The organism is Anabaena sp. PCC 7108, assembly GCF_000332135.1.
GTDB lineage: Bacteria > Cyanobacteriota > Cyanobacteriia > Cyanobacteriales > Nostocaceae > Anabaena.
Genome location: NZ_KB235896.1, coordinates 599990 through 624826 on the forward strand (window position 1 = coordinate 599990; position 24837 = coordinate 624826).

22 protein-coding genes are annotated in these 24837 nt (G+C 38.5%); 12 read left to right on the forward strand and 10 right to left on the reverse strand.

Annotation, left to right across the window (positions count from 1 at the left end; all coding sequences use genetic code 11):
• Positions 1–28 precede the first annotated feature (28 nt).
• The 5 genes from ANA7108_RS0103425 to ANA7108_RS0103445 form a co-directional block, all read right to left on the reverse strand.
• On the reverse strand, positions 29–481 hold the full coding sequence (locus tag ANA7108_RS0103425) for a ferredoxin (RefSeq protein ID WP_016949365.1): 453 nt from the start codon (positions 479–481) through the stop codon (positions 29–31).
• Between the two features lie 2 nt (positions 482–483).
• Entirely contained in the window at positions 484–867 is a 384-nt protein-coding gene (locus ANA7108_RS0103430) for a DUF1257 domain-containing protein (protein WP_016949366.1), read from the reverse strand.
• Between the two features lie 39 nt (positions 868–906).
• A complete protein-coding gene (locus tag ANA7108_RS0103435) occupies positions 907–1122 on the reverse strand; it encodes a DUF2997 domain-containing protein (RefSeq protein ID WP_016949367.1) in 216 nt (71 codons plus the stop codon).
• Positions 1123–1509: 387 nt separating this feature from the next.
• On the reverse strand, positions 1510–1911 hold the full coding sequence (locus tag ANA7108_RS0103440) for a DUF2809 domain-containing protein (RefSeq protein ID WP_016949368.1): 402 nt from the start codon (positions 1909–1911) through the stop codon (positions 1510–1512).
• A 15-nt stretch (positions 1912–1926) separates the two neighbouring features.
• Complete coding sequence (locus ANA7108_RS0103445; protein WP_026103966.1) at positions 1927–2808, reverse strand: alpha/beta fold hydrolase; 882 nt, start codon at positions 2806–2808, stop codon at positions 1927–1929.
• Between the two features lie 786 nt (positions 2809–3594).
• Here ANA7108_RS0103445 and ANA7108_RS0103450 point away from each other — a divergent pair.
• The 5 genes from ANA7108_RS0103450 (at position 3595) to ANA7108_RS0103470 (ending at position 8568) form a co-directional block, all read left to right on the forward strand.
• Positions 3595–5217 (forward strand): NYN domain-containing protein, encoded by a 1623-nt coding sequence (locus ANA7108_RS0103450; protein ID WP_016949370.1) that lies wholly within the window; start codon positions 3595–3597, stop codon positions 5215–5217.
• A 176-nt stretch (positions 5218–5393) separates the two neighbouring features.
• Positions 5394–6098, forward strand: a complete 705-nt coding sequence (locus tag ANA7108_RS0103455; RefSeq protein WP_016949371.1) for an SDR family oxidoreductase — start codon at positions 5394–5396, stop codon at positions 6096–6098.
• Between the two features lie 92 nt (positions 6099–6190).
• Positions 6191–7273: a 4-hydroxyphenylpyruvate dioxygenase gene (gene hppD / locus ANA7108_RS0103460; RefSeq protein ID WP_016949372.1), complete on the forward strand. Its 1083-nt coding sequence runs from the start codon at positions 6191–6193 to the stop codon at positions 7271–7273.
• 81 nt (positions 7274–7354) lie between these two features.
• A complete protein-coding gene (locus tag ANA7108_RS0103465) occupies positions 7355–8038 on the forward strand; it encodes an HAD family hydrolase (protein ID WP_026103967.1) in 684 nt (227 codons plus the stop codon).
• A 335-nt stretch (positions 8039–8373) separates the two neighbouring features.
• On the forward strand, positions 8374–8568 hold the full coding sequence (locus ANA7108_RS0103470; RefSeq protein ID WP_016949374.1) for a hypothetical protein: 195 nt from the start codon (positions 8374–8376) through the stop codon (positions 8566–8568).
• A gap of 163 nt (positions 8569–8731) precedes the next feature.
• On the opposite strand, the gene ANA7108_RS0103475 is transcribed toward ANA7108_RS0103470, so the two are convergent.
• Together ANA7108_RS0103475 and ANA7108_RS0103480 are read right to left on the reverse strand one after the other, a co-directional pair.
• The gene (locus ANA7108_RS0103475; RefSeq protein WP_016949375.1) at positions 8732–9061 is read right to left on the reverse strand and encodes a hypothetical protein; all 330 of its coding nucleotides are present in this window, start codon (positions 9059–9061) and stop codon (positions 8732–8734) included.
• Between the two features lie 170 nt (positions 9062–9231).
• Complete coding sequence (locus ANA7108_RS0103480) at positions 9232–9633, reverse strand: fasciclin domain-containing protein (protein ID WP_016949376.1); 402 nt, start codon at positions 9631–9633, stop codon at positions 9232–9234.
• 120 nt (positions 9634–9753) lie between these two features.
• Here ANA7108_RS0103480 and ANA7108_RS0103485 point away from each other — a divergent pair, with 120 nt between their 5' ends.
• The 4 genes from ANA7108_RS0103485 (at position 9754) to ANA7108_RS0103505 (ending at position 18353) form a co-directional block, all read left to right on the forward strand.
• Positions 9754–10743: a putative 2-dehydropantoate 2-reductase gene (locus ANA7108_RS0103485; protein WP_016949377.1), complete on the forward strand. Its 990-nt coding sequence runs from the start codon at positions 9754–9756 to the stop codon at positions 10741–10743.
• A gap of 329 nt (positions 10744–11072) precedes the next feature.
• Positions 11073–13631 (forward strand): dynamin family protein, encoded by a 2559-nt coding sequence (locus tag ANA7108_RS0103495; protein WP_016949379.1) that lies wholly within the window; start codon positions 11073–11075, stop codon positions 13629–13631.
• A gap of 62 nt (positions 13632–13693) precedes the next feature.
• Positions 13694–17119, forward strand: a complete 3426-nt coding sequence (locus tag ANA7108_RS0103500; protein WP_016949380.1) for a virulence factor SrfB — start codon at positions 13694–13696, stop codon at positions 17117–17119.
• A gap of 145 nt (positions 17120–17264) precedes the next feature.
• The gene (locus ANA7108_RS0103505; protein WP_016949381.1) at positions 17265–18353 is read left to right on the forward strand and encodes a hypothetical protein; all 1089 of its coding nucleotides are present in this window, start codon (positions 17265–17267) and stop codon (positions 18351–18353) included.
• A 212-nt stretch (positions 18354–18565) separates the two neighbouring features.
• Here the strand turns inward: ANA7108_RS0103505 and ANA7108_RS29440 are convergent, their stop codons facing one another.
• Complete coding sequence (locus ANA7108_RS29440) at positions 18566–18748, reverse strand: hypothetical protein (RefSeq protein ID WP_144052344.1); 183 nt, start codon at positions 18746–18748, stop codon at positions 18566–18568.
• A 216-nt stretch (positions 18749–18964) separates the two neighbouring features.
• Here ANA7108_RS29440 and rsmA point away from each other — a divergent pair, with 216 nt between their 5' ends.
• From rsmA to ANA7108_RS0103525, 3 genes are read left to right on the forward strand one after another with little or no spacing between them, the layout of a single operon-like run.
• The gene (gene rsmA, locus ANA7108_RS0103515; RefSeq protein ID WP_016949383.1) at positions 18965–19780 is read left to right on the forward strand and encodes a 16S rRNA (adenine(1518)-N(6)/adenine(1519)-N(6))-dimethyltransferase RsmA; all 816 of its coding nucleotides are present in this window, start codon (positions 18965–18967) and stop codon (positions 19778–19780) included.
• A 40-nt stretch (positions 19781–19820) separates the two neighbouring features.
• On the forward strand, positions 19821–20768 hold the full coding sequence (gene ispE, locus ANA7108_RS0103520) for a 4-(cytidine 5'-diphospho)-2-C-methyl-D-erythritol kinase (protein WP_016949384.1): 948 nt from the start codon (positions 19821–19823) through the stop codon (positions 20766–20768).
• On the forward strand, positions 20765–21088 hold the full coding sequence (locus ANA7108_RS0103525; RefSeq protein ID WP_016949385.1) for a DUF3082 domain-containing protein: 324 nt from the start codon (positions 20765–20767) through the stop codon (positions 21086–21088). The genes ispE and ANA7108_RS0103525 overlap by 4 nt, the downstream gene beginning before the upstream one ends.
• A gap of 82 nt (positions 21089–21170) precedes the next feature.
• Here ANA7108_RS0103525 and ANA7108_RS0103530 read toward each other — a convergent pair whose 3' ends face one another.
• Positions 21171–22040 carry a response regulator gene (locus ANA7108_RS0103530; RefSeq protein ID WP_016949386.1) on the reverse strand — a complete coding sequence of 290 codons (870 nt, stop codon included), beginning with the start codon at positions 22038–22040 and terminating at the stop codon, positions 21171–21173.
• A 214-nt stretch (positions 22041–22254) separates the two neighbouring features.
• On the reverse strand, positions 22255–23835 hold the full coding sequence (locus ANA7108_RS0103535) for a PAS domain-containing sensor histidine kinase (protein ID WP_016949387.1): 1581 nt from the start codon (positions 23833–23835) through the stop codon (positions 22255–22257).
• Positions 23836–24837: the final 1002 nt, after the last annotated feature.

Here is a 24837-nt window from a genome sequence, read left to right on the forward strand (position 1 = left end):
AAAATGTTAATTGCTTGATATTTTAATTTTAAGATTGTTTCTTTTTTAACTTTTGCTTCTTCCGGCGTTTTTCTGTAGCAGCTACAGCGTGTTCCACTGGATAACCAACTACAGGAATCACTTGAAACTTGCGGTCTTCTTCTAGGTTTTTCAATTCGGTGTAATCAACCCAGTGAATACAATCAACTGGACAGGTATCTATAGCCTCTTGAACTACCTCTTCTACATCTCCATCTTGGCGAACTACGCGCGATCGCCCATAATCTGGTTCAATATAAAAGGTATTACGGGCAACATGGGCGCAATGCTTACAACCGATGCAGGTAATTTCATCTACATAAACGCCCCTTTGCCGCAGCACACCGCCTAGTTCCGGTTCTAAACCAGAACGTTCTGGCTCGTCTCGTAAAAAACCCCCTAATTCTGGCTCTAAACCAGAACGATTATTTTCTGCTTCTGGTGACTGCGGCAAATCAGACATGATTAACTCCAGCGCTGTACAACTAGACGAATCGAACCATCTTCATTTTTTTGTTGTTCGGTCACTTGAAAACCGACTCGCGCAGTTTCTTTTACCACTGCTTGGTAAGCATAACGTTGGGTTACTTGGCGCAAAAATCCATCTACAGACAAGTTTTGCTGCCAATATTGCAAATCAGCTACCAATTCATATTCTTTGCCATTCCATCTAAAACCGATATCATAACCATTTTCCTGCTCAATGGAAACTTCAGCAGGATGGGTTTGGCCACGATAACCGCGTACTTCTTGTGGGCCTGGCTTCCAGTCTATACCCAAGTCAGTGAGCGCATCTTTCAAGGATTCAAGGTTACGGATTTGAGTTTTGATTTGGCTAAAGTGTGACATGGTGATTGTGAATGAATGACAATAAACTAGTTGGAAAATTTACCATTCGCTAAACGCGGTTTGCGTATTCGCTACACCAGATTCCTGCACATTATTATTGGTGGCGAAAAATTCTGAGGTTGGCTCCTGATTCAGTACTTGTCCCAGCTGCGCCTCTATGGCTGCCGTGACTTCAGCACAAGAAGCCCCTATAATACCCGTGACTTTCTCTTGTACCCGACCGTCTGGATAAATTATGAATTCTAATGTCTCCATGCTCTGAAAGCCAACCTCGATAGTACAATTGAACTTTACTGCTTTAGTAGAGTTGCTGAAAACCTAGCCGCAGGAACAAATTAGATACAAACTTGCCATTTGTTAACTAATGTTCCATCTTTCGCAACATATATCTCAGAATCTTTACAAAAATTATTATTTTTATAAGTAGGCACGTCTGTTATTAGTAAGTTTCCCTTAACCTGATTAATTAGTCAAGGTCAATATCACTGAGGACAGCTATCTGTAAAAACTCTTAAAAATCAGGATTGCAGCCCATAGAGACATAAAGGAGAATATAAAAAAATAGTAAAGCTTATTGAAATAATTTATTATTACCATTGGCATAAAAATATCGCTAAGAACCAAATTTAACGGTAAAACGACTTATTTTAGCTTTGCGCCCCGAACTATCAGCCGCAACCACAGCCATCCTAACCCACTGCCAATCAAATAATAGGGAAAATCTGCCCAAGTGAAAGCAGTACCGATTAACATTTTTCCCCACCAAAATGAACGTACCCAATTTAGAAATGGTGGATGCCACAATTGCATAAATTCCAACAAGCAAGTAATTATGAATACCCAGATAGGGATTTGCCACACTGCTTGGCGAGTAGGAATAAACACAAAGGCGAACAAGCACCAAAATATCTCATAGAAAATCCCTCCTACCTCTTGGTTCAACCACCAAATAGAATAGCGATAGTGGCTGTATAAAAGTCCAATGGGGAGAATAATTGCTAGAGAAAGAATGGAACGCCTGCGAATATTTGTAAGTAGTGGCATTATTTCTGGTGGGTACTAGCTCTGTACACGGGCAAGTATGGCTTCAATTACTGTCTGGGCGGCTTCCCTTTGGATAAAATGCCCAACTCCTGGTATTACAAATCGCTGGTAATCTTTTGCAAAAAAATGTTCTTTGTTGGCACTAGTTTCTGGTAAGGTTGCACCATCAGCGCCGCCGTGCAGTACGGTTGTTGGCACATAAATTTTAGGTGCAGACATCAGTTGCTGGTGAATAGTATCGTAATCAGGATCATTAGGAGAATTGCCCCAACGACTACGGTATGAGTCAATAGTAATATCGATCCAGTCTGGGTTATCAAATGATTGTGCAGTAGCCTCAAACTCAACTTCACTAAAACGCCAGGTAGGACACCACAATTGCCATAGCTGGCGTGTAAAGCCCCGTCTCTCTGCTGCTAAGGTGGCACGTCCCCGTTCTGTAGCAAAAAACCATTGATACCAGTATTGTTGCACCTGTTCAAAGGATAGCGTCTGTTGAGGATTGTTGGTTCCATAACCGACTGACAATGTGGTGAGAGTATGTACCAGGTCGGGACGTAAAGCCGCTATATTGTAGGCAATGCGTGCGCCCCAGTCGTGACCTACCAAATGTACAGACCCGATTTTTGCAGTTTCAATGAACTCAATTAGGTCTTGTCCCAAGGCTGCAAGTTGTCCGCTACGTAGGGTCTGAGTATCAAGAAACTGTGTCAAACCGCAACCTCTCAGAAATGGTGTAATACAGCGGTAGTTTTCACTCACCAATGCAGGAACGATTGCATTCCAAGTCAGTGCATCATCAGGCCAGCCATGCAAAAGAATTATAGTTGCTGCATCACTAGTACCATAACTGTGATAAGCGATGTTGAGACGGGAGGTTTTAATGTACTGGATCATAAATTTATTGAATCTAAAAAATAATAGGCGTTGCATAATTGCGGGATGATTTGAGAATCTGCATCAACAGGACTTACGCAACTGGCACATTGGTAGGGTGCGTCAGATATCAACAATCTGTTTATTTGCCGGATTTATGCAGTAGTAAAGCACCCTACAACAGATTTTTAGTGTGACACTTGCGTAAGTCCTAATCAATATATAATCACCGCGTCTGGAGTGTCCCCGCGTCAGCCTCAATCATCCCCTTATTCAGCAACGCCAAATACAAATAATATAGCGATCGCTATCCAGGTAGTAAAAATCCGATTTATTCAACCGCACCTGATTACGACTTTCTGTTCAGGACAGATGCTCTGAGTCCGAGATACATTTTTAGCTTTAATTTAAGTGGATTACGTAAGTATTTTGATACTACTCAATAAATCTACTTAAATCTTCATCTAACCCTATATTCAGGAATTTGGTGAATTAGATACCTTTATTGTGGTAAAAGTTATCTGGGGCTGGAAGATGCACAGTTAAGTATTGGTTAAGGAATTTTACTGATCTTCAGTTAGTTTCTGCACTCGATCTAAAATGAGTAATATCTTGTCTGGTCAATGACTTATAAAACATTTATGGGTAATCGGTAATATGTTATTGGTAATAATTATATTTCTATAAATAGTTAACTATTACCTATGATCAGCTTGACCGATAGTATAAGTATTCAAGCAGACACGATATAAATTGCCAACTTTAATGGTGATTTCCGCCAGGATGCCTTACTCTAATGTATGAGCCATGCCAAATAATGAGCGATCGCTGACTACCTATAATTCTGCACTGTTAACCCAAATAGTCTCTCATGTCTGCCAAGCAATCATTGCTATTCAACAACAGCAGCCAGAATTATTACTGGAAAAGTATAGAAAAGTTCAGTGGCAAAGTAATTCTAATCAATCTGCTTTGAGCGCAAAGTTTACAGAATTACTCAGCCAAACTCAAGGCTGGGAAGAGTTATTACACAAGCTGCAATTATACCTCAAAGCTATTGTTGTCACTGAAGCTTTTGATTCACCAATCTTATTAGAACTAATTGCTAGGATTCAGCAACTAAATCCTGTAAAATCTGCCTTAAATGGCTCATTAAATTCCATATTTGCCCCATCTTTACAGCCGGTAGGAATAGCAGTTTTACTTTTAGATGCCGAAAATTTACAAATTAATAGCAGTACAGAAAAGTTTTTCTCAACTATTTGTAATTGTCCAATTCAAGTAAAAATTGCCTTTGCTAATTGGAGTAGTCGCGGCAAGCTGGATGTAGAATTGCATGAACGCGGTTATGATTTGATTCATGTTCCTGCTGGTAGAGACAATGCCGATGGGAAAATGATTGCTTTTGGCTCTTCAATTCATGAACGTTACCCCAATGCAAAAGAAGTTTTGGTTTGCTCATCAGATAAAGTGATGACTAATTTATGCAACAATTTACAGCAACATGGATTAATAGTCTATCAAGTTAGTCAGCATGGAGAAAACATTAATTTATTCAATAGCTCTACAGGAGAAACTCAAACCTATTGTGTGAAACCTTTACCAGAAATACCTTCATTAATTCAAATACTCAAAGACTTAATTAACGATGAGAAAAAAGCTACAGGTAATCACTGGATAAAGGTTTCTAAGGTATTTCAGTTACTGAATACAAAACATAAAATCAATATGGGTCAGGTGATTGCCACTCATCTTCCTGGTAAAAAGCCCAAAGATATCTTCACTCGTTATCCGGCTGATTTTGTGGTTCATAAAGTTGATGATTCATCTGATTTTTATGTAACAGTTTTTGATAAAAGTCTCATTGAAGTTGTTAATGATGAAGTTGAGAATAATCACCAAAGTATTAACTCCCTAGATGATTTAGAAAAATCCCTGCATCTAATTCTAGAAAAATTAATTAAAGAATCTGTTAGTGGTTTTGTTGATGTTAGTATTTTAGGAAGCAAATTTAATCAAGAGTATGGTAAAGCGATTACTAAACAATTAAAAGATTTACAGATTAGTGGTAGTTATATACAATTTTTACAGTCTTGTAGTTCTTTCCAAATCAGGCAGAAAGGAGTAAAATGGGAAGTAAGTCAATCTCAAACAAATAATAGTCAGTCTAGTTTTTTAGCTAGGATAAATTCTCAAGCAGATTTAGAGGAAGTACTCAAAAATATTCTGGGAGAATTAACCAAAAAATATTCTCAAAAATACATTGACATTAGCATTTTAGGAACTAAATTTAATCAAGAATATGGTAAAACCATTACCGAGCAAATCAAAGAATTAAAAATCAAGACTACTTATATGCAGTTTTTGCAGTCTTGCAGTTCTTTACAGCTAAAGCAAACAGACAGAAAATGGGAAGTGGCTATATCCTAAACCCCAGTCCACCCACGCGGGGACGCTCCAGATGGGGAGATGGGGAGACGCGGGGATGTAATTTGAATGATTTGATAATGGCTTACATCGTGCGTTAGCACTACAGTTAATGTCCTTACTACCTGGCGGTTGCTATACTAAAAGTAGTTTGTAAAGAAATGTAAATAAATATTGTGATGCAGGATAAAGTCGTTGTCATTGTCGGTGCTACGGGCGGTATTGGTTCAGCCTTAACTCGTAAACTTGCGCCCACAGGAGCTAAGTTGGTACTAGCAGCTAGAGATGCCGTGAATTTAGCAACATTGGCCGAGGAGTTATCAGGAGAAGTCTTGACAGTTCCGACAGACATTACTCAACCCCAACAGGTAGAGGCATTAATACAAGCAACTGTTGCCCAGTTTGGTCAAATCGATGTTTTAGTAAATGCTGCGGGTGCAGGTATTCTCAAACCATACAACAGTATAGAGCCAGCCGATTTAGATAGGATGCTGGATCTCAATTTAAAAGGCAACTTCTACACCACTCAGGCTGCTGCTGAAGAGATGCAAAAACGTAAGTCTGGTCATATCTGTAATGTGGTGGGAATTCTCGGAAAGCATTCGATGTCTATGGCTGCGGCTTATTCTGCTTCTAAGTTTGGTGTTGTTGGTTTTAGCAAGTGTATGGCCGAAGAACTCAAGCGTTTTGGAGTCAAATTCACTCTATTCTACTTTGGTGGAGTAGATTCTTCTTTCTGGGACAATGTAAGTTTAAAAGTAGACCGAAAAAAAATGCTTAGTTGCGAAACTGCTGCTAATGCTATTTTTTATGCCTTATCAGCCGAACCTCAGGCTATACCAATGGAAATTAATATTCAACCGGATAGTCACCTATTTTTCTAAGTTCACTATTATGGCTGAGGGAATACATGAAAATCTAGTATAAAAGGCAAAATTGACTGTATATAAGCTGTTGCGCTGGATTTTCAGAGATTATGCTCCAAATTGATCACGTTCACTTTTATGTAGAAGATGCCCAATGGTGGCGAGATTGGTTTGTCAAGTATCTGGGGTTTCAAGCGGTAGTGAGTTCAATTTTCCCTACTCTTGTTAATCGAGGAAAATCGTTTCATACTTGTACGGAAGTTGTCAAAAATGGCAATGTCTATTTTTTACTGTCTTCACCGTTGTTACCCACCAGCCCAGTAGCTGAGTTTTTGCGTCATCATCCCCCTGGTGTGGCAGATGTGGCTTTGCTGGTGACAGATGTGGAAACGGTGACGGCAAGGGCTTCTGCAAACGGTGCTAAAGTCTTGCAACCTGTTCAAGATGCGGTATCCATTAAATTTGCCAAAATTGCGGCTTGGGGTGGGTTAACTCATACGTTGATTGAAAGACAACACGCAAAAGACGAGGACGAGGAGAAAAATCTTTTACCAATCCCCAATCATCAATCACCCAACATTTTTACGGCTATAGATCATGTAGTTCTAAATGTGAAAGTCGGTGATTTACAAGCTGCGGTAAGTTGGTATGAAAATATTCTCGATTTTCAATCTCAACAAAGCTTTAAAATTCAAACCAATCGTTCCGCTTTGTCTAGTCAGGTGATGATTTCTGCCAACGGTGGCATACAGCTACCGATTAATGAGCCGGCTTCACCTAATTCGCAAATTCAGGAGTTTTTAAATGTGAACAGGGGGGCGGGAATTCAACATATTGCTTTACGTACGTCTAGTCTTGTGAGTGCGATCGCTCGTTTTCGGACTGCTGGTTTATCTTTTCTCTCTGTCCCCCCAAGCTATTACTCACAGCTACAAGAGCGTTTAGAGGTTCCACTCTCACCCCAAGAACTGCAAGCGATCGCACAACAAGAAATCTTGGTAGATTGTCAACAAGATGCTCCTTTAGGGGCTTTACTATTGCAAATTTTCACTCAGCCGATTTTTTCTGAGCCGACTTTTTTCTTTGAGTTTATTGAACGCCGTTCCCAAGCTCAAGGTTTTGGTGAAGGTAACTTTCGTGCTTTATTTGAAGCCATTGAAAGCGAACAAATTAAACGCGGATTTGTCAGGTGACAGGTAACAGTTGTATCTATTCCCTACACCTTATTCCCGGTTCCCTGAGATAATGTTCATAAAAATTCCCACCATCAACTAATGCTGAGACTAATTACTGATTTCGACGGACCGATTATGGATGTTTCTGAGCGGTACTATCGTGTTTATCAATTGTGTTTGGATAAAACCAAATATCCTGATCAAGTAGTGACAGAACTTTCTAAAGCCGAATTTTGGCAACTCAAGCGATCGCACACCCCCGAAAAGCAAATAGCCTTAAAATCAGGTTTAGACCCAGAACAAGCACAAGACTTTTCCCTTCTCCGCAAACAAACAGTACATACAGAGCCTTACTTTGAGTATGATAGCCTCGTATCTGGAGCCGAAGATGCCCTCTCCAAAGTTCAAGAAGCTGGAATTGATTTAGTAGTGATGACGATGCGTCGGGTGCGGGAACTGGACTACGCTGTCAATAAGTATAATTTAGGTAGATTTTTTCCAGAAAATCGCCGTTATTGTCTCAGTAACGACTATGTAAAAACCCGCGACGTTGAAGATAAACCTCTACTAATGGCCAAAGCATTGGCGGAACTTCCCCCTGCTGCTGATACTTGGATGGTAGGTGATACAGAAGCCGACATTACCGCTGCGAAAAGACATGGTGTGAAAGTAATAGGTGTAGAAAGTGGAATCCGCGATCGCACTCAATTAGAACTTTACCAACCAGACTTAATTGTTAATAATTTGAGAGATGCTGTAGATTTAATTCTCTCTTATTACTAGAGTGCGTTAGCTCGTAGTAAGGGCTTTAGCCCTTATTCTAGGACTAAAGTCCTGACTACAAACATTGAATTATTTGTGGCTTTCTACTCAAAAGCTTGTGGAATTTACTTTTTAGTTTTTAATTTCTAATTGTTAATTCCGAGAAAGCTGTACTAGGTTGAATAATCAAAGTAATTTCTGGACAAAACTAAATTAATTATGTCTATGTGATTGAGATCAAAGTCTTGATTTATGAGAATTTATTTGAAATTATTATAAATAAGATTAGTTGAAATCTAGTCTCATCTTACGAATGAGTTGCAAAACACTCAGATAGAAATAAAGGAGAAATTCTCATGGCTAATATCCAAATTTCTACACTACTTCCTACTGGTTATGAACTATTTAATGATTCCGCCAGTTTTCTGGATGAACTAGCTACTCAGGAAATGCAAGGTATTGCTGGAGGTGGTCATCATTCTTGCCATTATCATAAACAAAAGTCCCATGATGGCTCATACAACAACAATAACTTTCAGTCTTTGTGGTAACTCATTAATTGAAAAGAACAGCTGTTAGTTAACGGCTAATTACATTCATAGGGAGAGTAATCAAAATTACTCTTCCCACTCTTTTATGTACTACTTACTGAATAAACTACATTTTTGGTGTTCTTATCCACGAAGTACTTTGTAAAGTGAGTTCATAAAAATTTCACTTCCAGCGATAAATTAATTGCTGAGAACTTATCCGCCACAGAATTGCGGCTACATTAGTTAACAAACACGTAACTGCTAGACCCAATAAAATATAAGTTGGTAACATCACCACGCCAATGATAAACCAAGTGTAAACGTGCATAATCATTATGAAAGCAAATATACTGGCAAATCCTACAGCTTGCCATACTTGAACTGTTGGACGGTTGAGGACTGTGAGGATTATTGTTAATAATGTAGCGAGTATGTTCGCTGGAACCAGGAATGTACAAATGCCTGCACAGTTTGTTCGAGAGAATTCAGCTAAGGTATGGAAATCTAGCATTAATTTATCGTAGGTAAGATTAGCTTAGGATTAATTTTAACGTTTATTTATTTAACTGAATTTACCTTAGCATAGAAGTGATTACGCACATCATTTTTTTACATTATTTAAAGAATCAACTAGAATAAATTTGAGAACAGATATGGTGGACAATGCCCACCATGACTGAATTAACCCATCAAAATTACCGTATCGATAACGTGAATTACGCCATTATCTGCGGCAATATCGGCTGCTAAAACTGTGGCATTTTTCACCTCAAAACCATCTTCACAATTAATTTTAATCAAAGACCCTTCCACAGAAGTCACCGTACCCAATTTTGCTAAATCAGCTTTAGTCAGCTTTCCGGGAACCACATGATAGGTTAAAATCCGTGCTAACTGAGGAAGATTTTGTAATAAAGTTGTAATTGTGCCTGGGGGTAACTTAGCAAAAGCATCATCAGTCGGTGCAAACACAGTGAATGGACCAGGACTTTTTAATGTTTCCACTAAACCAGCAGCTTGGACAGCTGCCACCAAAGTTTTAAACGAATCATTACTAACTGCAATATCAACAATATCCGCCATTGATGTCACCTCATATCTACCAAAGGTTCTAAAGAATAGTAAATCATGTTTAACTTTTATTAAAAAAAATCCTGGTACAATATCTACTGATAATTTTCTTAAGATTTTTTTATAGATGAAATGGGTAATCGTACATACGCAATTTTGGGAACTGGTGCATTAGGCGGGTTTTATGGCGCTAAACTGCAAAAAGCAGGTAATGAAGTCCACTTTTTGCTTAAAAGCGATTACTTAGAGGTGAGTCAACATGGTTTAGTTATAGAGTCTAAAGACGGTGACTTTACCCTCCCCCAAGTTTTTGCCTACAGTGATGTCAAAAAAATGCCTAGCTGTGATGTCGTCATAGTAGCGCTAAAAACCACACAAAACCACTTGCTACCGCACATATTACCACCAGTAATCAAGGATGATGGAGTGGTGTTGGTATTGCAGAATGGACTAGGTATAGAAGAAGAAATTGCTGAACTGGTGGGAAATGTAAGAGTTATTGGTGGGTTATGTTTTCTGTGTTCCAACAAAGTTGCCCCAGGACATATTCGCCATTTAGACTATGGACAAATTACCTTGGGTGAATATCAATCCAACTATCAGCCCACAGGAATTACCGAAAAAATGCAGCAAATTGCTGAAGATTTTCAAAATGCGGGGATATCAATCGAACTAGCAGCAGATTTACTATTAGGACGTTGGAAAAAACTAGTTTGGAATATTCCCTACAACGGATTATCTGTAATTCTCAACGCCAGAACCGATGAATTAATGGCAGATATTCACACTCGTCAGTTAGTTGAACAGTTGATGTATGAAGTGGCATTAGGGGCGAAAAGTACAGGACGTTTAATTCCTGAAAGCTTCATTCAAACAATGCTTGATTACACTATTAAAATGAACCCCTACCGCACCAGTATGAAAATTGATTTTGATGAACATCGTCCTTTAGAAGTAGAAGCAATTTTTGGCAACCCATTAAGAAAAGCCGAAACGGCTGGTGTAAATTTACCGCAAATTCGCAGTTTATATCAACAACTGAAGTTTTTGGATACGAGAATAATTCGTAATATTTCCTATGGCTACGCCACGCAAGCTATCGGAAACGCTACGCGAACGTAATTCGTAATTCGTAATCAGAAGAGTTCTCTGTCATATCAATTCACATAATTAAAGCTACAAATGAATCTCCCCTTCTCCGCGTCCCCGCGTCCCCTTCTCCGCGTCCCCGCGTCTCCCCTTCTCCGCGTCCCCGCGTCCCCTTCCCCTTCTCCGCGTCCCCTTCCCCGCGCCTCTGCGTGAGAAAAAAATATAGTTCATTCACATCAAAATTCCTGCAAATCCTGGATTTTTTCCGGTAAATGAGTGCTGGTTGTTGCAGAAAGAATGGAAATTTGCATTTTTTGTGTTATAACCCTCACAGAAAATGAACTAAGGCAGACTTCTACTCTATGGAACCAGACAAGCTGGCCCGGTTTAAAGAGTACGGTGAATTTATCCTCAGGAAAATTGACTCAGTACCCCAACGTCCTTCCCAACAAGAAGATTGGGTTCCTACTAGCCTCGATGATTGTTTAATGCGCCTGCGGGAGGCTGCACAGAAAACTCTAGAACTGGCTACCTCACCCGTCAAAATCGGCGTTATGGGTGAATTCAGTAGCGGTAAGAGTTTGCTGCTGGGTAGTCTGATTGGTTATGCTGATGCTTTACCGGTCAGCGAAAATCCCACGACTGGGAACGTTACGGCTATTCATATTAAACCTCAGGATGGCTTTGTTACCACCAAAATAGATAATTACACGGTGGAGTATTTATCTCATGAAGGGGTGAATGAGTGTTTACACTTTATGTTGGGGGAAGCAAACCGCCGGGCGATTGCTGCTGGACTCCCACCATTACAAGTCTCCAAAATCAAAACTGGTAAAGATATTTCTAAATGGTGTGAAGAAGCATGGAAAAGCTCAAGTAATTTAGAATTACGCTATTTGCTGCGAGAATTAGTGTTATTTCTGCGGGCTTATCAAGCTTATGGTGAGGCTTTGTGTGGTAGTCATTATCACATTGATAGTACAACAGCCCATGAGGGATTACAACTGACGGAAATGCCAATGGCTATCCAAACTCTCAAATTTGATGATCTACCGCCAGCGCATATCCGTTTACCAAGTGCGCCCCAAAGACTACAAACGCAATTATTACAAAATAGCTTTCTCCTCATTCGCCGTGTTGATATTGATGTGAAAATATCACAGGAAATTTGGGATGTAAATGGTGCTGAAGAATTTGTGCTGTTAGATTTTCCCGGCTTGGGGGCGGCGAATTCCGGTGCAAGGGATACTTTCTTGTCGCTGCGGGAATTGGCGCAGGTACAGACAATTCTGGTGTTGCTCAATGGTAAATCACCGGGGAGCGATCGCGCTAATAAAATCTTCACGATGATGCAGCAGCAACGACCAGGACAAGATTTAAAAGATTTAATTCTTGTTGGTGTAGGACGTTTTGACCAATTACCCTTAGATAGTGAAGGTGGCGAAAGAATACTTGATTTTTTAATTGAAGATCATCCCAATTCTCAACCATTACAAACAGATGTAGTTTTCCAAAAGCTGAAGGTTTTACAAACTATTATTGATGGGGCGGAAGCTTTTACTAGCCAAAAAGATCGCATCGTTTTATTATCTCCTTTGTTAGGATTAGCTGAACTAGCCAAACGTTCGACAACAGTTAAAGCTGGTTCGGAAGAGTTTATTGCTAACTTAGATTATCCTGATTATCTAGAACGGTCGAAGCGAATACAACAAAAATGGGGTAAATTAAGCGAACGGTTGTTAATAACTGAAACGCGGAATCATCTAGGTAGACAGTTAGGTTATTTTGCCCAAGATGGCGGTATTAGTAAACTGCGAGAATTGATTCAAAATCATGTGACTACACATGGGTTAAAGCAATTATATGAAGATACTCGCAGGGCGGCTGATATAGTGCGTCAGCAACAGGAACAACTCAAAGATATCATTGCAGAAATTCATGAACAAGGTATACCCACAGTTGATAATCCTGCTTTACTTGAATTGCGGTTGGGAATTGAAAGTTTAGATAAAGCTTATAGAAACTTTCAAAAAGATTTGGGTAAAGAACCACTTAAAGATCGGCGAGGAGTTATTGTTAGTGATGTCATTAAAGATGAATTAACTTATCGAATTCTGAATTGGAGTCAGTGGACACTGCTATTTAATAAATCCCAAAATGGGACAATTACTTTAGCAGAATCTAAAGGTGCAGCCGGAAAATTATTTGATAGAGGAAATAGGATTAATAATTCTTTACCTACTAAAAGTGATGACCTTTATCCAGAGTTTGAAAAGACAGTTAAAGAACTAGAAGATTTTGCCCGCGAACGTATTCGTCAAGCGGTGATAGACTTGTTAGGTAAACTCGCCAGTCAAGTAGTTTTAGAACGGGAAAATTTGCAAGCCATTCTCAATCCAGAAATTGAACCAGTTATTGAAGAAAAATTTGGAGTAGAAGCAGCAGACCTATTTTATAAACTTCTCTTAGGATGTGATCCTCATCAATGGAAAGAAGCTATTATCTTAGAGATAAACAGCCAAGATAAAGCTATTTCACCAGAAATGATGTTTCCTTTAGCACGGCAAAATGAGAAACATAATATTGGGCAAATTTTTGATTGGTCGCCTGAGAAAAACCAGAATTTAACTCGTTCTGCTAATCATCAAATGTTTGTTTTGCGTCTACGAGATGAAATTACAGCTAGTGCGAGTCTTCATCTTGTCCAATATGTCAGTGAAGTAAATCAGCAAGTCAATGCAGAATTACAAGGCATTTTAGATCAAATTATTCCCAGTTTACAAAATCTATCTAAAAAGGAAGAATTACTACGATATATTGCGGCGGGAGACGCACCCTCGGAGTTAGCAATTCCCACCTGGTTGCAGATTCTTTCGGGTATTGTAGAAATCAATGAAAGTGATACTTATGAGTATCTTTAATAAACAGGGGTGCAAAGGAGATTATTTGCCTAATGAACAATGACTAATAAGGAACCTACATAATGCCTGTGGAAATTAGCCTTCCACCTCGTTATCAATTGCGTGTTAAAGAAAATAAAAGTTTGGATTTACCTGCTATTCAAATTGTGGCAGCTAATAGCAATATACCGCATATTTCTCGCATTATTTGCACTGTGAAAGGTACGCCAACGAAATTAGCAGCAGAAATTCAACAAAAATATAAACACTTTAACTCGGCTACACCCAAAAAAATCTCTAACTTATGTCAACTAGGTCAATATCCTTATCAGTTAAAGGAACCAATAACAGAAGTAGTAAACTGTACTTTACAGGTAATTGTTGAGTATTTCGATTCTAATGCTACAGGAAATCCAATTTTATCTAATCGTAAACATCTTAGTGTTTCCTGTAATCTTTGGTTTTCACCAGATTTTCAAACAATAGCAATGGATACGCACATGAACCCTTTTGAATTAGATACTTATCTGAATAAATTAAGTCAGCAATTGAGTGAAAAATTGAACGAAAAATCACAAAAAAGATTTCCTGGTTGGTTGGCTTTAGATTTTGGGACTTCTAACTCTACAGTGACACTTTTCGATCCTATTGAAGTCCCAATTGCGGAAATTTTACCACGAGAACAAGAACTCAGATTACGTCAACGTTTAGCAGAGTGGTTAAATTCTCCTGTGACTTCTGCTTTACCTGACGTAAGTGTGGGTGAGTGGGAAAAATTTATTGCTAACATTAGTAAAAATTTAGAAATTGAACCAGAACAGTTAAGTGACGTTTTTGAAAGTGATAACAAAGCGCTATTTTTAGAAGCTATTCGCCAAATTGAATTATGTCTAGGAAACAGTGACAGATTTCGTCGTGCTGTCAGTAAAAAACTTTATCAAATATATCACGAAGTCTTCCGTGTCCCAACTTTAGAATCACAGAATTTAATTCCTATAGTTTTAGATATTGACAGACGAGATACAGAAATTCCCAGTGAAATGGAAGTATTGCAACTAGCACCATTAAAGTTGGGAATGGGTAGAGAAGCCAGAGATAATAGAAAAAAAGCGATTGCATACGGTGCGTCAAAGACAAACCCTCAAGGTACAACTACTTCTGTTAAAGAAATTATTAGCAGATTTCACCACTCTCCCAAACGCTATTTTGGTCAAAATCGTACTTTCCCAGTAATTATAGATGGGCAAGAAGAAAATATTCAAGTTAATCAACTAATTCAAGCAGCTTGGGCGCATTTAATTGAATTAACTGAAGATTATCGTCAACGGGCTAGACGGAGATTTTCTGAGGGAGATTTATTAACAGCAGTTGTTACATACCCAACAGTAGCACCCCCAGTAGTTCGCAAAGAAGTTAAACAACTGGTGGAACAATTAGGAATTGATGATGTGCAAACAGCCTATGATGAAGCTGTGTCTGTAGCTATATTCTTTTTATGGCGAGAATTTGGGGGAAATCTCAATATTGGGATTGAATCTTTTAAAACTCGCTGTCGCCAAATTGGGAATAAATGGTCACAAAATGTTTTAGTTTTGGATATTGGTGGTGGGACTACAGATTTAGCTTTAATTGAATTAACATTAGAAGACAAAACTCCATTTTTTGCTGATAATGAAGACCGGGGTTTAGGCGGACGTTACTATAAACTGACTCCTAAATTATTAGGTTCTTCTGGGCATTTACAATTAGGTGGTGAATTAATTACTTTGCGGATTTTCCGCCTTTTAAAAATAGCACTGGCTGATTTTCTTTTAACGGCATTAACCAATGGAGATATCGAAAGCGATAAATTAGAAGACTTAATTAACTCCGAATTAAATGAACGCTTTTTAGAAGAAGGTAACTTTAAACCTGGTAGTTTATTAAAATGTGTAGATAAGGAAAATCCAGAAGGTGATGTTGCTTTTAAAGATGCTTTAGATACAGCCGAAAAAGTATTACCTACCCGCTGGCAACAAGCAACTCAACGCCTACAAACATTTTACACACTTTGGGATCATGCTGAAGCTGCTAAACTCAAATTAGGACAAAAACCACTTAACGATGGTTCTTTATTTGTTTTCACTCTTTCTGAACAACAAATTAGTGAACTACTTGCCCAAAGTGGAGTTAAGTTTCAAATTATTATCCCTGATGCTATTTCTCTGACTATCGATAGTCAGCAATTTGAACGCAGTGCAATTTCGCCAATTAAAGAAGCAATTGGAATTGCCAAAGGACTCATGGAAAGTCGCTTGAATTCTCGAGATAGTCAAAAAGTAGATTGGTTAATTCTCTCTGGTAAAACTTGCAATCTTGACTTGGTACAACATCAAATCTACCAAGAATTTAGTAAGTCTCCCTATTTTGTTTGGAACCCGGAACGCATTACTTTTGTTTTAGAATTTACTAAACTCGCTACTTCTGCTGGTGCTTGTTATGCTGAAAAGTTACGTCGATTAAGATTTGATCCTGAAGAATCAAAAAGTCTACTGCGTAAAGGTGCAAACCAGCTAGAAATAGATGTGAAAAATCTATTTTATTATTTACCTTGTAACTTCAAACGTAAAACCCAAAGTAATGAATTGTTAGGAATATTCAATGCTGGACAAGAACTCTATCAACTTGCAGTCTGGGAAAGTGTTGCTAAAGTTCGTACCTATTGGCAAGGTATACAATTAACAAACATTATCTATCGTCAAGACTATGAAGATGGCGATTTACGTCTATGGGGCAGTTTTGATGGTAAAACTTTAATGGAGAAATTAGGCATGGAAGAAGCACAGTTTCTCAAACAAATTAAAGTCCAATTTGAAATTGACCAAACTCTACAATTTAGCGTTTTGCTATGTCAAGGAAATCCACATTATTTAATAGATGTTGTGGGTATTGATGTCAATTCAGCTATATCGGAGGATTTAGAATCATCCGACTTATTTATTGATGGTAAATTAAAGTGGAATATCGCTGTTGAAGGTGCTTATCAGGACTTGAATGATGGTGATATTGCTATCAATGTTTTAGAGTCAGCAACAGTTGATCTACCTAATGCTTATCATTTAGTATTTGCGGTTGATAATAATGAAAATAAAAGACTAGAAACATTTCACTATTTACAAGATGGTGTGACAGAACCCGGAAAAGGTCTAATTAGTAATCCTTTACCACCTTTCCCTCAAAGTGGACAACACACTTTCTATGTTTATCAAACAGATAGTGAAACTAATACAAAAAAATGGATACGCATTGGTTCACTGAGTAAGCCAGATATTACTACAGATTACCCCTGTCAATATCATATTACTCTCGACCACAAGGGGATATTGCGAATGCACGCTGGTGAAGTTCCTTACTGGACATCACATAATCAAGAATGTCTCCAACAAGAAGGATGTGTTTATCGTGCAGAATTAGAATTACAACCCAATGAAGTTGATAAAGAACGTGATCCTTTTTGCGGAATACATTAAAGTAATTCGTAATTCGTAATAGTGCCTACGGCAGGCTATCGCCAACGTAATTCGTAATTTTCCTCGCGTCCCCGCGTCTTCCCCTCCCCGCGTCTCTCCTACTCCCTCCGTCTGCGTTGCCAATTCACTATTTCTCAGCCTCATTATGCAGCATTTACGTCAATTAATAGAAATAGAAAACTCAGAATTAGCCCAAGTATTACGGTTTAGTTTATATGGACTAGAAGCGGCATTAAATCAGGCGCGGGAGGAATATCCACAAGATCCAGGAATTGAGTTGTGTGAGCAGTTTTTGCAAGAACTTTACCAGCTTTTACAACCAATATCAGTTCCACAGGTTGAGGTTAGTGGAGAATTCAAATTAATTCATTTACAAACAGCTTTCAATTCTGACTCGGAACTAAATTCTTATCTGGGTAATTCCCCTTTACAAAGCCAAAATGATGCTGATTTATGGAATGAAATACAACGCTGTCTGCTGCGAGTTCCTGAAAATTTAGCTATAGCTTGGAGACGGTTAGCCGGGGAATTAGCACAAGAAGTTGGTGCAGTTGAAGATACTCAAAATCTTGATGAATTGCCTTTTATTCGGGATGAAATAATTTACCCCGGATTGAGTGGAACTATTCAAGCTAAAGGGTTATGTTTGTCTCAAAAAGCTCTTTTAAAAACAGATATCAATCGGAGTTATGCAACTAGTGAGTTACAGTTGTTAGCTGGATTTCTACTTTTATATAGAAAAGTTCTTGAGATAGAACCAAATTTACATCATGCTTTAAAGAGTGTGTTTAGTTTTGATGTTGTTTCTTTCTACACTAGTCCAGAACAGCGTCATCTCTATCTTGAAGCTTTAAGCGATCGCTGGCAACGGACAGAAAAAACTGATGAAAATACTGACCCTATCTTCAATCTACGTGCTTGGATTGACATGGATGAAGCTATTCATTCCTTAGTCTTTATTCCTCCAGCCGAGCGTTATTCCTGGTGGGGAAAGTTACAACAAGAATCACGACGTGTGCTGAAAAAAGTGGCTAATAAAGCCATAAAAGCAGGTCATGATATCCGCCTTAAACAATTGTCAGGACTGTATGCTGATAATTGTACTTTTTCTAAAGATGACATCCAATTAGACTGTGGAGGTACACCAGGAGAAGTTTTAGCTTGTCTGCGAGTGTATGCGCGAATTAATCAGGAAGAAAATCCGGGACGAGTGCTATTTCGGTCTTTACGGTAAAAAGGAAGATAGGTAGATGCGGGGAGGGGAAGACGCGGAGATGGTGGGACGCGGGGACGCGGGGAGGGGGAGACGCGGGGAGGGGAAGACGCGGAGATGGTGGGACGCGGGGACGCGGGGAAAATTTAAGAATTACCCTGCACCCTGCCCCCTGCACCCTGCCCCCTGCACCCTGCCCCCTGCCCCCTGCACCCTGCACCCTGCCCCATACTTTACTGCATACGAGGAGGTATAGGTGTAGGTCTAGGTGAAGGTGTAGGTGAAGTTACAGGGGAGGAGGTTTGCTCGGCAAATAGAGTTTGTGGTTTATTTGTAGCTTGAGAACTGTGAGATATGACAGCCAAGGTAGCAGTCCCCAAAAATGCAACTAAAGTTAAACGTGCGAAGGATTTCATATTTTTATGCCTGTTAAGACTTGTGCTACTCTATATTGATACGTCCGTAAAACTTAGCTATCTTGCTATAGTTAGGCTTACTTATGTTTCTATAAGTAGAAAAATTCATTTATAAAAATGTCTAAAGTTAATGTTTTAGTGAGATGTAATTAATGTCAAGATAAAAATGCGGAGTTGATAGAAAATGCTAAAAAGCAGATGGAGAAACAAATATAGATGATTCAACCGCGCAAGCAATTTGCTCAACATTGGTTAAAAAGCGAAAAGGCACTCGACGCAATTGTCAAGGCCGCTGAGTGTAAAAATAGCGATCGCATTTTGGAAATTGGCCCCGGTACTGGAATTCTGACTCGGCGGTTATTACCCCTAGTTCAATCTCTAGTCGCTGTGGAAATTGACCGCGATTTGTGCAAATTACTTGTTAAACAACTAGGTCAGAAGGAAAATTTTTTACTGCTACAAGGGGATTTTCTAACTCTAGATGTACAGTCTCAAGTGACTGCTTTTCCCAATTTCCAAAAGCAGAATCACGTTGTTGCCAATATTCCCTACAATATTACAGGGCCAATTATTGAAAAGTTACTTGGTACGATCGCTCATCCGAACCCAGAACCTTTTGATTCTATTGTCCTTCTGGTTCAAAAAGAAGTCGCAGAAAGATTATATGCTAAACCAGGATCAAGGACTTTTGGGGCGTTGTCTGTACGAGTGCAGTATTTAGCTAGTTGTGAGTTAATTTGTACAGTCCCCGCTGCGGCATTTGAACCACCACCAAAGGTTGACTCCGCTGTGGTGCGATTGCGCCCTCGTCAAATTGAAATTCCCGCCCATGACCCCAAAAAGTTGGAAAATCTGCTGAAATTAGGATTTGGGTCTAAGCGAAAAATGTTAAGAAATAATTTGCAATCGGTAATTGACCGCGATCGCTTGACTCAATTACTGGAACAATTAGGAATAAATCCCCAAGTACGCGCCGAAGACCTCAGTGTTGAACAATGGGTATCACTCACAAATCAGTTAATACTCAACTAACTGATAAATGTTAACTGATAACTGATAACTGATAACTAATATGCGTTCTTATAGTTTAATTGCACCTGCCAAAATCAACTTATATTTGGAAATCATCGGCGACCGCCCTGATGGATATCATGAGTTAGCAATGATACTCCAAAGTATTGACCTAGCAGACCAAATTGATATCCACCCTGCCAGCACAGAGACGATTCGCGTTTACTGCAACCACCCACAAGTACCGACAGATAATAGTAACTTAGCATACCGGGCAGCAGCGCTAATGGCGACGAAATTTCCCGACGCGTTTAAAAATTTGGGCGGTATTGACATTACTCTAAACAAGCGAATTCCTGTAGCAGCAGGTTTAGCTGGTGGTTCCACAAATGCAGCAGCGGTATTGGTGGGGATAGATTTACTCTGGAACTTGGGACTAACTTGTGCAGAATTAGAAGAATTAGGCGCTACATTGGGTTCTGATGTGCCATTTTGTATTTCTGGGGGAACTGCGATCGCTACAGGCAGAGGTGAACAACTCTCTCCTTTACCAAGTTTAGATCACATCCACATAGTATTAGCCAAATATCGGAGTTTAGAAGTTTCTACTCCTTGGGCATACAACACCTATCGTCAAGAATTTGGTGGTACTTACATTAGAGAAACCGCAAATTTAGCAGCCCGTGCTAATGCAGTCCATTCGGGAGAAATAGTCAAAGCTATTGTCAATAAAAATACCGCAGAAATCGCCCAAAAACTGCACAATGATTTAGAACGGGTAGTATTGCCAGCTTATCCTCAAGTTTTGCATCTGCGGGAACTATTTGCAACTCAACCAGGAGTTTTAGGCACAATGATGTCTGGTTCTGGCCCTTCTGTATTTGCTATTGTAGAATCGGCAGAACAAGCAGAAATTGTCAAAATAAAGATCCGAGAAGCAATTCCTGATCCAGATTTAGAATTATTTGTGACTCGGACAATTACACATGGAATTAAAATCGCACCATGAATGAACCAAATGTTACCCCTTCGGCAGATACTAACGCCCAAGTACCACCGACTCCCCTACGCTGTATAATGGGTGCGGCGATGTCGGGAGGATTTGGATTTGCCATGTATTCCCTCATGATAGCGATCGCAACAACTTTTGCCAGCAAACCCATCCATTCGGATAATCCCATGGTAGTAAATATTGGTTCTGCTGTTCGCACCTTAGTTGTGGGTGTAGTCGCTTTAGGAACCGGGATATTTGGGATTGTGGCACTTGGCTTATTAGCCTTGGCTATACAACTATTATTACAGCAATTCACAAAGCCTAAAAACAGTTAATTAAGGCTGACGCACAAGACACGGGGACACGGAGACGCGGAGATGGGGAGACGCGGTGACACAGACAGTTTTTTGGATATGATCAACTACTTAACGGTAAATCATTCACCAATGGTGAGCGATTTTTGATGATTTGTAGTTTTGTAGTCTTAGGAATTTGCACAAATTGATTTTCTTTTCTCCAATTTGTTGGGGATAATTTGTGATACTGGCGAAACTGGCGGGAGAAATGACAAGCATTTTGATAGCCTAGTTTTGTCGCAATTTCTTCAATAGTTTGATGAGTATTTTTCAGTAAAGTACAAGCAGCGGCCATGCGGCGCTTGACAATCCAGACATTCACAGTTTCTCCCGTTTCTTTACCTACTTGGGTAGTTAAGTAAGCCGACGAATAGCCAACAGCTTGGGCTACATCAGACAAAGTAATCCCTTTGTGATAATTAGCCTCAATATAGTTGAAAACTTCTTGGAGATGGGGAACAGGCGGAAAGATAAACTCAGAGTTTAATGAACTATCTGATAATTCTGGAACTTGATGATAGTTAGCTGCATAACAGTATCTGAGAAGTGATTGCTTTTCTAGTCGGATAGCGATCGCTTTTAGTAACTCATTCACTGTCAAAGGCTTGGTAAGATAGTCATCTGCTCCCAAATCCATAGCTTTTCTCATAGATGCCATCGTATTACTAGCTGTGAGAAATATGAACGGAATGACAGATGTAGCAACAGCTTGACGCAGCTTAGTAACAACGGTGTAACCATCCATATCTGACATCATCAGATCACAAATCACCAAATCTGGTAAATGTTCTTGTGCTTGTTGGATACCAACCAGACCATTTTCCGCTCCTATCGTCACAAAACCTTCAGCTTCAAGACCACCTAAGAAGAGATTACGGGTAACGGCATCATCTTCAATTACGAGAATTGTTTTCGAGGATTCACGTATCATTTTGTACCCTATAAAAGTTGTCAAAGGGAATGATTACTAAACTTTTTGCCGATGATTAAGCTGAAACACAATCAAGGTTGATTGAAAAATACAACTAAGCTAACTTAATTAAACTGGGACTTACGCACAAGCTATGGAATAAACGAACCACAGAGGCACAGAGAACACAGAGGAATGAGGGTTTGAGAGATATTTTGCGTAAGTCCTGTAAACATTAAACCTCAGAATAGGGAACTGATGGTAGCGTCACAGTGAATGTTGTGCCAATCCCAATCTTCGTCACCAATGAAACTTCTCCTTGATACAAGTCAACCAGAGTTTTAACAATTGATAAACCTAGTCCTGTACCGGGAATATGATCAATATTGCTACCTCGATAAAATGGCTCAAATAGTCTTTGTTGATCTTCTTCAGGAATGCCAATTCCTTGATCCTGAATTTGAAAAACCACTTTTCCCTCCTCACAATTAAGTATAAAATTTACTGTACTATCAATAGGAGAATATTTAATGGCATTATCAAGCAAATTATTCAAAATCACACTTAATAATTTTTTATCAATCCATACCATTGAGCAATTACCTCGACTCTGAACATTAATAGATTTATGGCTATTATTTATCAGTATTTTTGATACTAACTCATTACAGAACTGAAATAAATCAATAGGTTTTTGCTCTATATTTAGTTTTGCTGATTCTGTTTTAGCTAAGGATAAAGTATCCTCCAAAATTTGGTTAATTTGTTCGACTGCTATTTGAATATGTTCCAAAAATGGTCGTATTTTATCCCCTGTCCATTGAGTAATATGCCGCTGGATTAAGCTATTAGAAAAGTATACTACATTTAATGGTGTACGAAATTGGTGGCAGATAATAGAAACAAAATTCGCTCTGAATTCGCTGAGTTTTTTAGCTTGTTCTAAAGCCTGATTTAACTGCAATTCTGCATATTTGTAATTCGTAATATCAATACCTATAATTGCTTCAATTTTTTTACTCTCCACATCCTGGTTTCCCTCTAACTGAGCCACAGCACAAGCTATCCATTTATCTGTACCATTTTTTGTCAGGATATGTATTTCTTGATATTCAGAACCTCCTTTTTCACATTGTCTTAATTCTTGACTTTTGAACAATTGCTTTAGATCAAAATTCCTCAACAGTTCCTGTTTTGTATAACCAGTTAGTAACTCTGCTGCCGAATTAGCATAGCGAATTTGTGTACCTTGAATTAAAAAAACACTAGCTTTAATATCATTTATTAAGTTATAAAATATACTTCTTGTTCCTTTTATTATTGCGTAATTCTGTTTAGATATTTCTTGTTGCCAATAATTTGTTAATTCCTTGATTTCATCAATGGTTTCTTGGGGACTAAAATCTACTAACTCATGACTATTCTCTCTAAAAAAAGCACATACAAATTCTTTATTCTGATTTTTAATATAGGTAAGGTTTATCTCTGTTACAAATACTTGATCTCTTTTAGTACAATAGCGAAATTTAAAGCAAATGCGTTTTATTTTTTTCAAAACTTGCCATTGTTTTGACCAATTATGTAGAGAAAAATCTACATCTAAATCACTCAGTGTCATAGACAGCAATTCCTCACGGGAATAATCAGTCTGAAGACAGAGTACATCATTAACATAAAGAAACTGGGCATTTTCTCCTAAACAAAATGCAGCATCTCCAGACTGATTTATCAGATAATCAGCAAATATAAACTTCTCTTCTGACTGTGATGCTGCTAGAGAATTAGATGAAATTAAGCTAAATTCGGCGGAATTCATAGTTATAGTTGCTCCTGATAATTAGTTGACATCATACTTTTGCTAAAAATTGAGTTAATCAAACTCGTATAGAAACTTAATATTTATTTTTTTTTAATAAAATAGATGAATTCCATTTTAGCAATGAAAATGAAATATATTACTTTAGTTGCATGAAAAAATCGATGGATATCATTACGTACTTTTATGCTAGAAAATAAAAACTCAGCATCAATACATTTTGTTTTTTGTCAAATCAAAACTTAAGCAGATGGCGTAAATTTCATATACAGCTTCCTTTCATGGATACACCAATCTCTAAGCTTTAGCACTTTTTAAACATCCTCATGATCTTAATTGCATATATATAGACAATATTTTTATACACTCACATATATCTGCTCCTTTTAGGAATGTAAGAGGTATGCTATTTTGGCACAAGTAGTATGTTTATCGAATGATTTTATGTTTCAAGTTCGGCTGTTCTAAAATTACTAATAAGCCCTGGGAATTGTCTTGACTAACATATTGAAAATTGCTACCGTTAACTAGACGTAGCTAGATTAATATTTGTTAAGCTTTGATTTAGTTATTTATTACAGCCTTAGCACTCCTTAACTAGGAGATTTGCCGCTTGTTTAAGTTAAACTCTCCAATTTTAGCTTTTACAGGATTTAACTATATATAACCATGCTTAAACATCCTTCATAAGAGGTAGTTTTTTTCCATTTTATTCTTTATGGAATATGATATATCTATCAAAAGACATAGAAAAAGTGAACAATATATGTGCTTCCCAACACCAAGAGTTAATGTCCTATGTCTCCCGATAGCATCAGCTCTGAATAGAACCAGAGAGAAGGATAATTAGATATTAGGCTTAAAAATCATCAAAAATATTTCAAGAGCGAAAAAATAGACTGGTTTACCAAAAAATAGTTCATGTATCCATTGCTGAACTTTGAGTAGGCTTAAGAAAGAAGCAGCTTCTGCAATACGGTTAATCTGTATGGGTGGGTTTAG

Bases quoted from the DNA above. Each gene is read 5' to 3' on its own strand.
- ANA7108_RS0103425 (WP_016949365.1), bottom strand. From the start codon at position 481: ATGTCTGATTTGCCGCAGTCACCAGAAGCAGAAAATAATCGTTCTGGT.
- ANA7108_RS0103430 (WP_016949366.1), bottom strand. From the start codon at position 867: ATGTCACACTTTAGCCAAATCAAAACTCAAATCCGTAACCTTGAATCC.
- ANA7108_RS0103435 (WP_016949367.1), bottom strand. From the start codon at position 1,122: ATGGAGACATTAGAATTCATAATTTATCCAGACGGTCGGGTACAAGAG.
- ANA7108_RS0103440 (WP_016949368.1), bottom strand. From the start codon at position 1,911: ATGCCACTACTTACAAATATTCGCAGGCGTTCCATTCTTTCTCTAGCA.
- ANA7108_RS0103445 (WP_026103966.1), bottom strand. From the start codon at position 2,808: ATGATCCAGTACATTAAAACCTCCCGTCTCAACATCGCTTATCACAGT.
- ANA7108_RS0103450 (WP_016949370.1), top strand. From the start codon at position 3,595: ATGCCAAATAATGAGCGATCGCTGACTACCTATAATTCTGCACTGTTA.
- ANA7108_RS0103455 (WP_016949371.1), top strand. From the start codon at position 5,394: ATGCAGGATAAAGTCGTTGTCATTGTCGGTGCTACGGGCGGTATTGGT.
- hppD (WP_016949372.1), top strand. From the start codon at position 6,191: ATGCTCCAAATTGATCACGTTCACTTTTATGTAGAAGATGCCCAATGG.
- ANA7108_RS0103465 (WP_026103967.1), top strand. From the start codon at position 7,355: ATGCTGAGACTAATTACTGATTTCGACGGACCGATTATGGATGTTTCT.
- ANA7108_RS0103470 (WP_016949374.1), top strand. From the start codon at position 8,374: ATGGCTAATATCCAAATTTCTACACTACTTCCTACTGGTTATGAACTA.
- ANA7108_RS0103475 (WP_016949375.1), bottom strand. From the start codon at position 9,061: ATGCTAGATTTCCATACCTTAGCTGAATTCTCTCGAACAAACTGTGCA.
- ANA7108_RS0103480 (WP_016949376.1), bottom strand. From the start codon at position 9,633: ATGGCGGATATTGTTGATATTGCAGTTAGTAATGATTCGTTTAAAACT.
- ANA7108_RS0103485 (WP_016949377.1), top strand. From the start codon at position 9,754: ATGGGTAATCGTACATACGCAATTTTGGGAACTGGTGCATTAGGCGGG.
- ANA7108_RS0103495 (WP_016949379.1), top strand. From the start codon at position 11,073: ATGGAACCAGACAAGCTGGCCCGGTTTAAAGAGTACGGTGAATTTATC.
- ANA7108_RS0103500 (WP_016949380.1), top strand. From the start codon at position 13,694: ATGCCTGTGGAAATTAGCCTTCCACCTCGTTATCAATTGCGTGTTAAA.
- ANA7108_RS0103505 (WP_016949381.1), top strand. From the start codon at position 17,265: ATGCAGCATTTACGTCAATTAATAGAAATAGAAAACTCAGAATTAGCC.
- ANA7108_RS29440 (WP_144052344.1), bottom strand. From the start codon at position 18,748: ATGAAATCCTTCGCACGTTTAACTTTAGTTGCATTTTTGGGGACTGCT.
- rsmA (WP_016949383.1), top strand. From the start codon at position 18,965: ATGATTCAACCGCGCAAGCAATTTGCTCAACATTGGTTAAAAAGCGAA.
- ispE (WP_016949384.1), top strand. From the start codon at position 19,821: ATGCGTTCTTATAGTTTAATTGCACCTGCCAAAATCAACTTATATTTG.
- ANA7108_RS0103525 (WP_016949385.1), top strand. From the start codon at position 20,765: ATGAATGAACCAAATGTTACCCCTTCGGCAGATACTAACGCCCAAGTA.
- ANA7108_RS0103530 (WP_016949386.1), bottom strand. From the start codon at position 22,040: ATGATACGTGAATCCTCGAAAACAATTCTCGTAATTGAAGATGATGCC.
- ANA7108_RS0103535 (WP_016949387.1), bottom strand. From the start codon at position 23,835: ATGAATTCCGCCGAATTTAGCTTAATTTCATCTAATTCTCTAGCAGCA.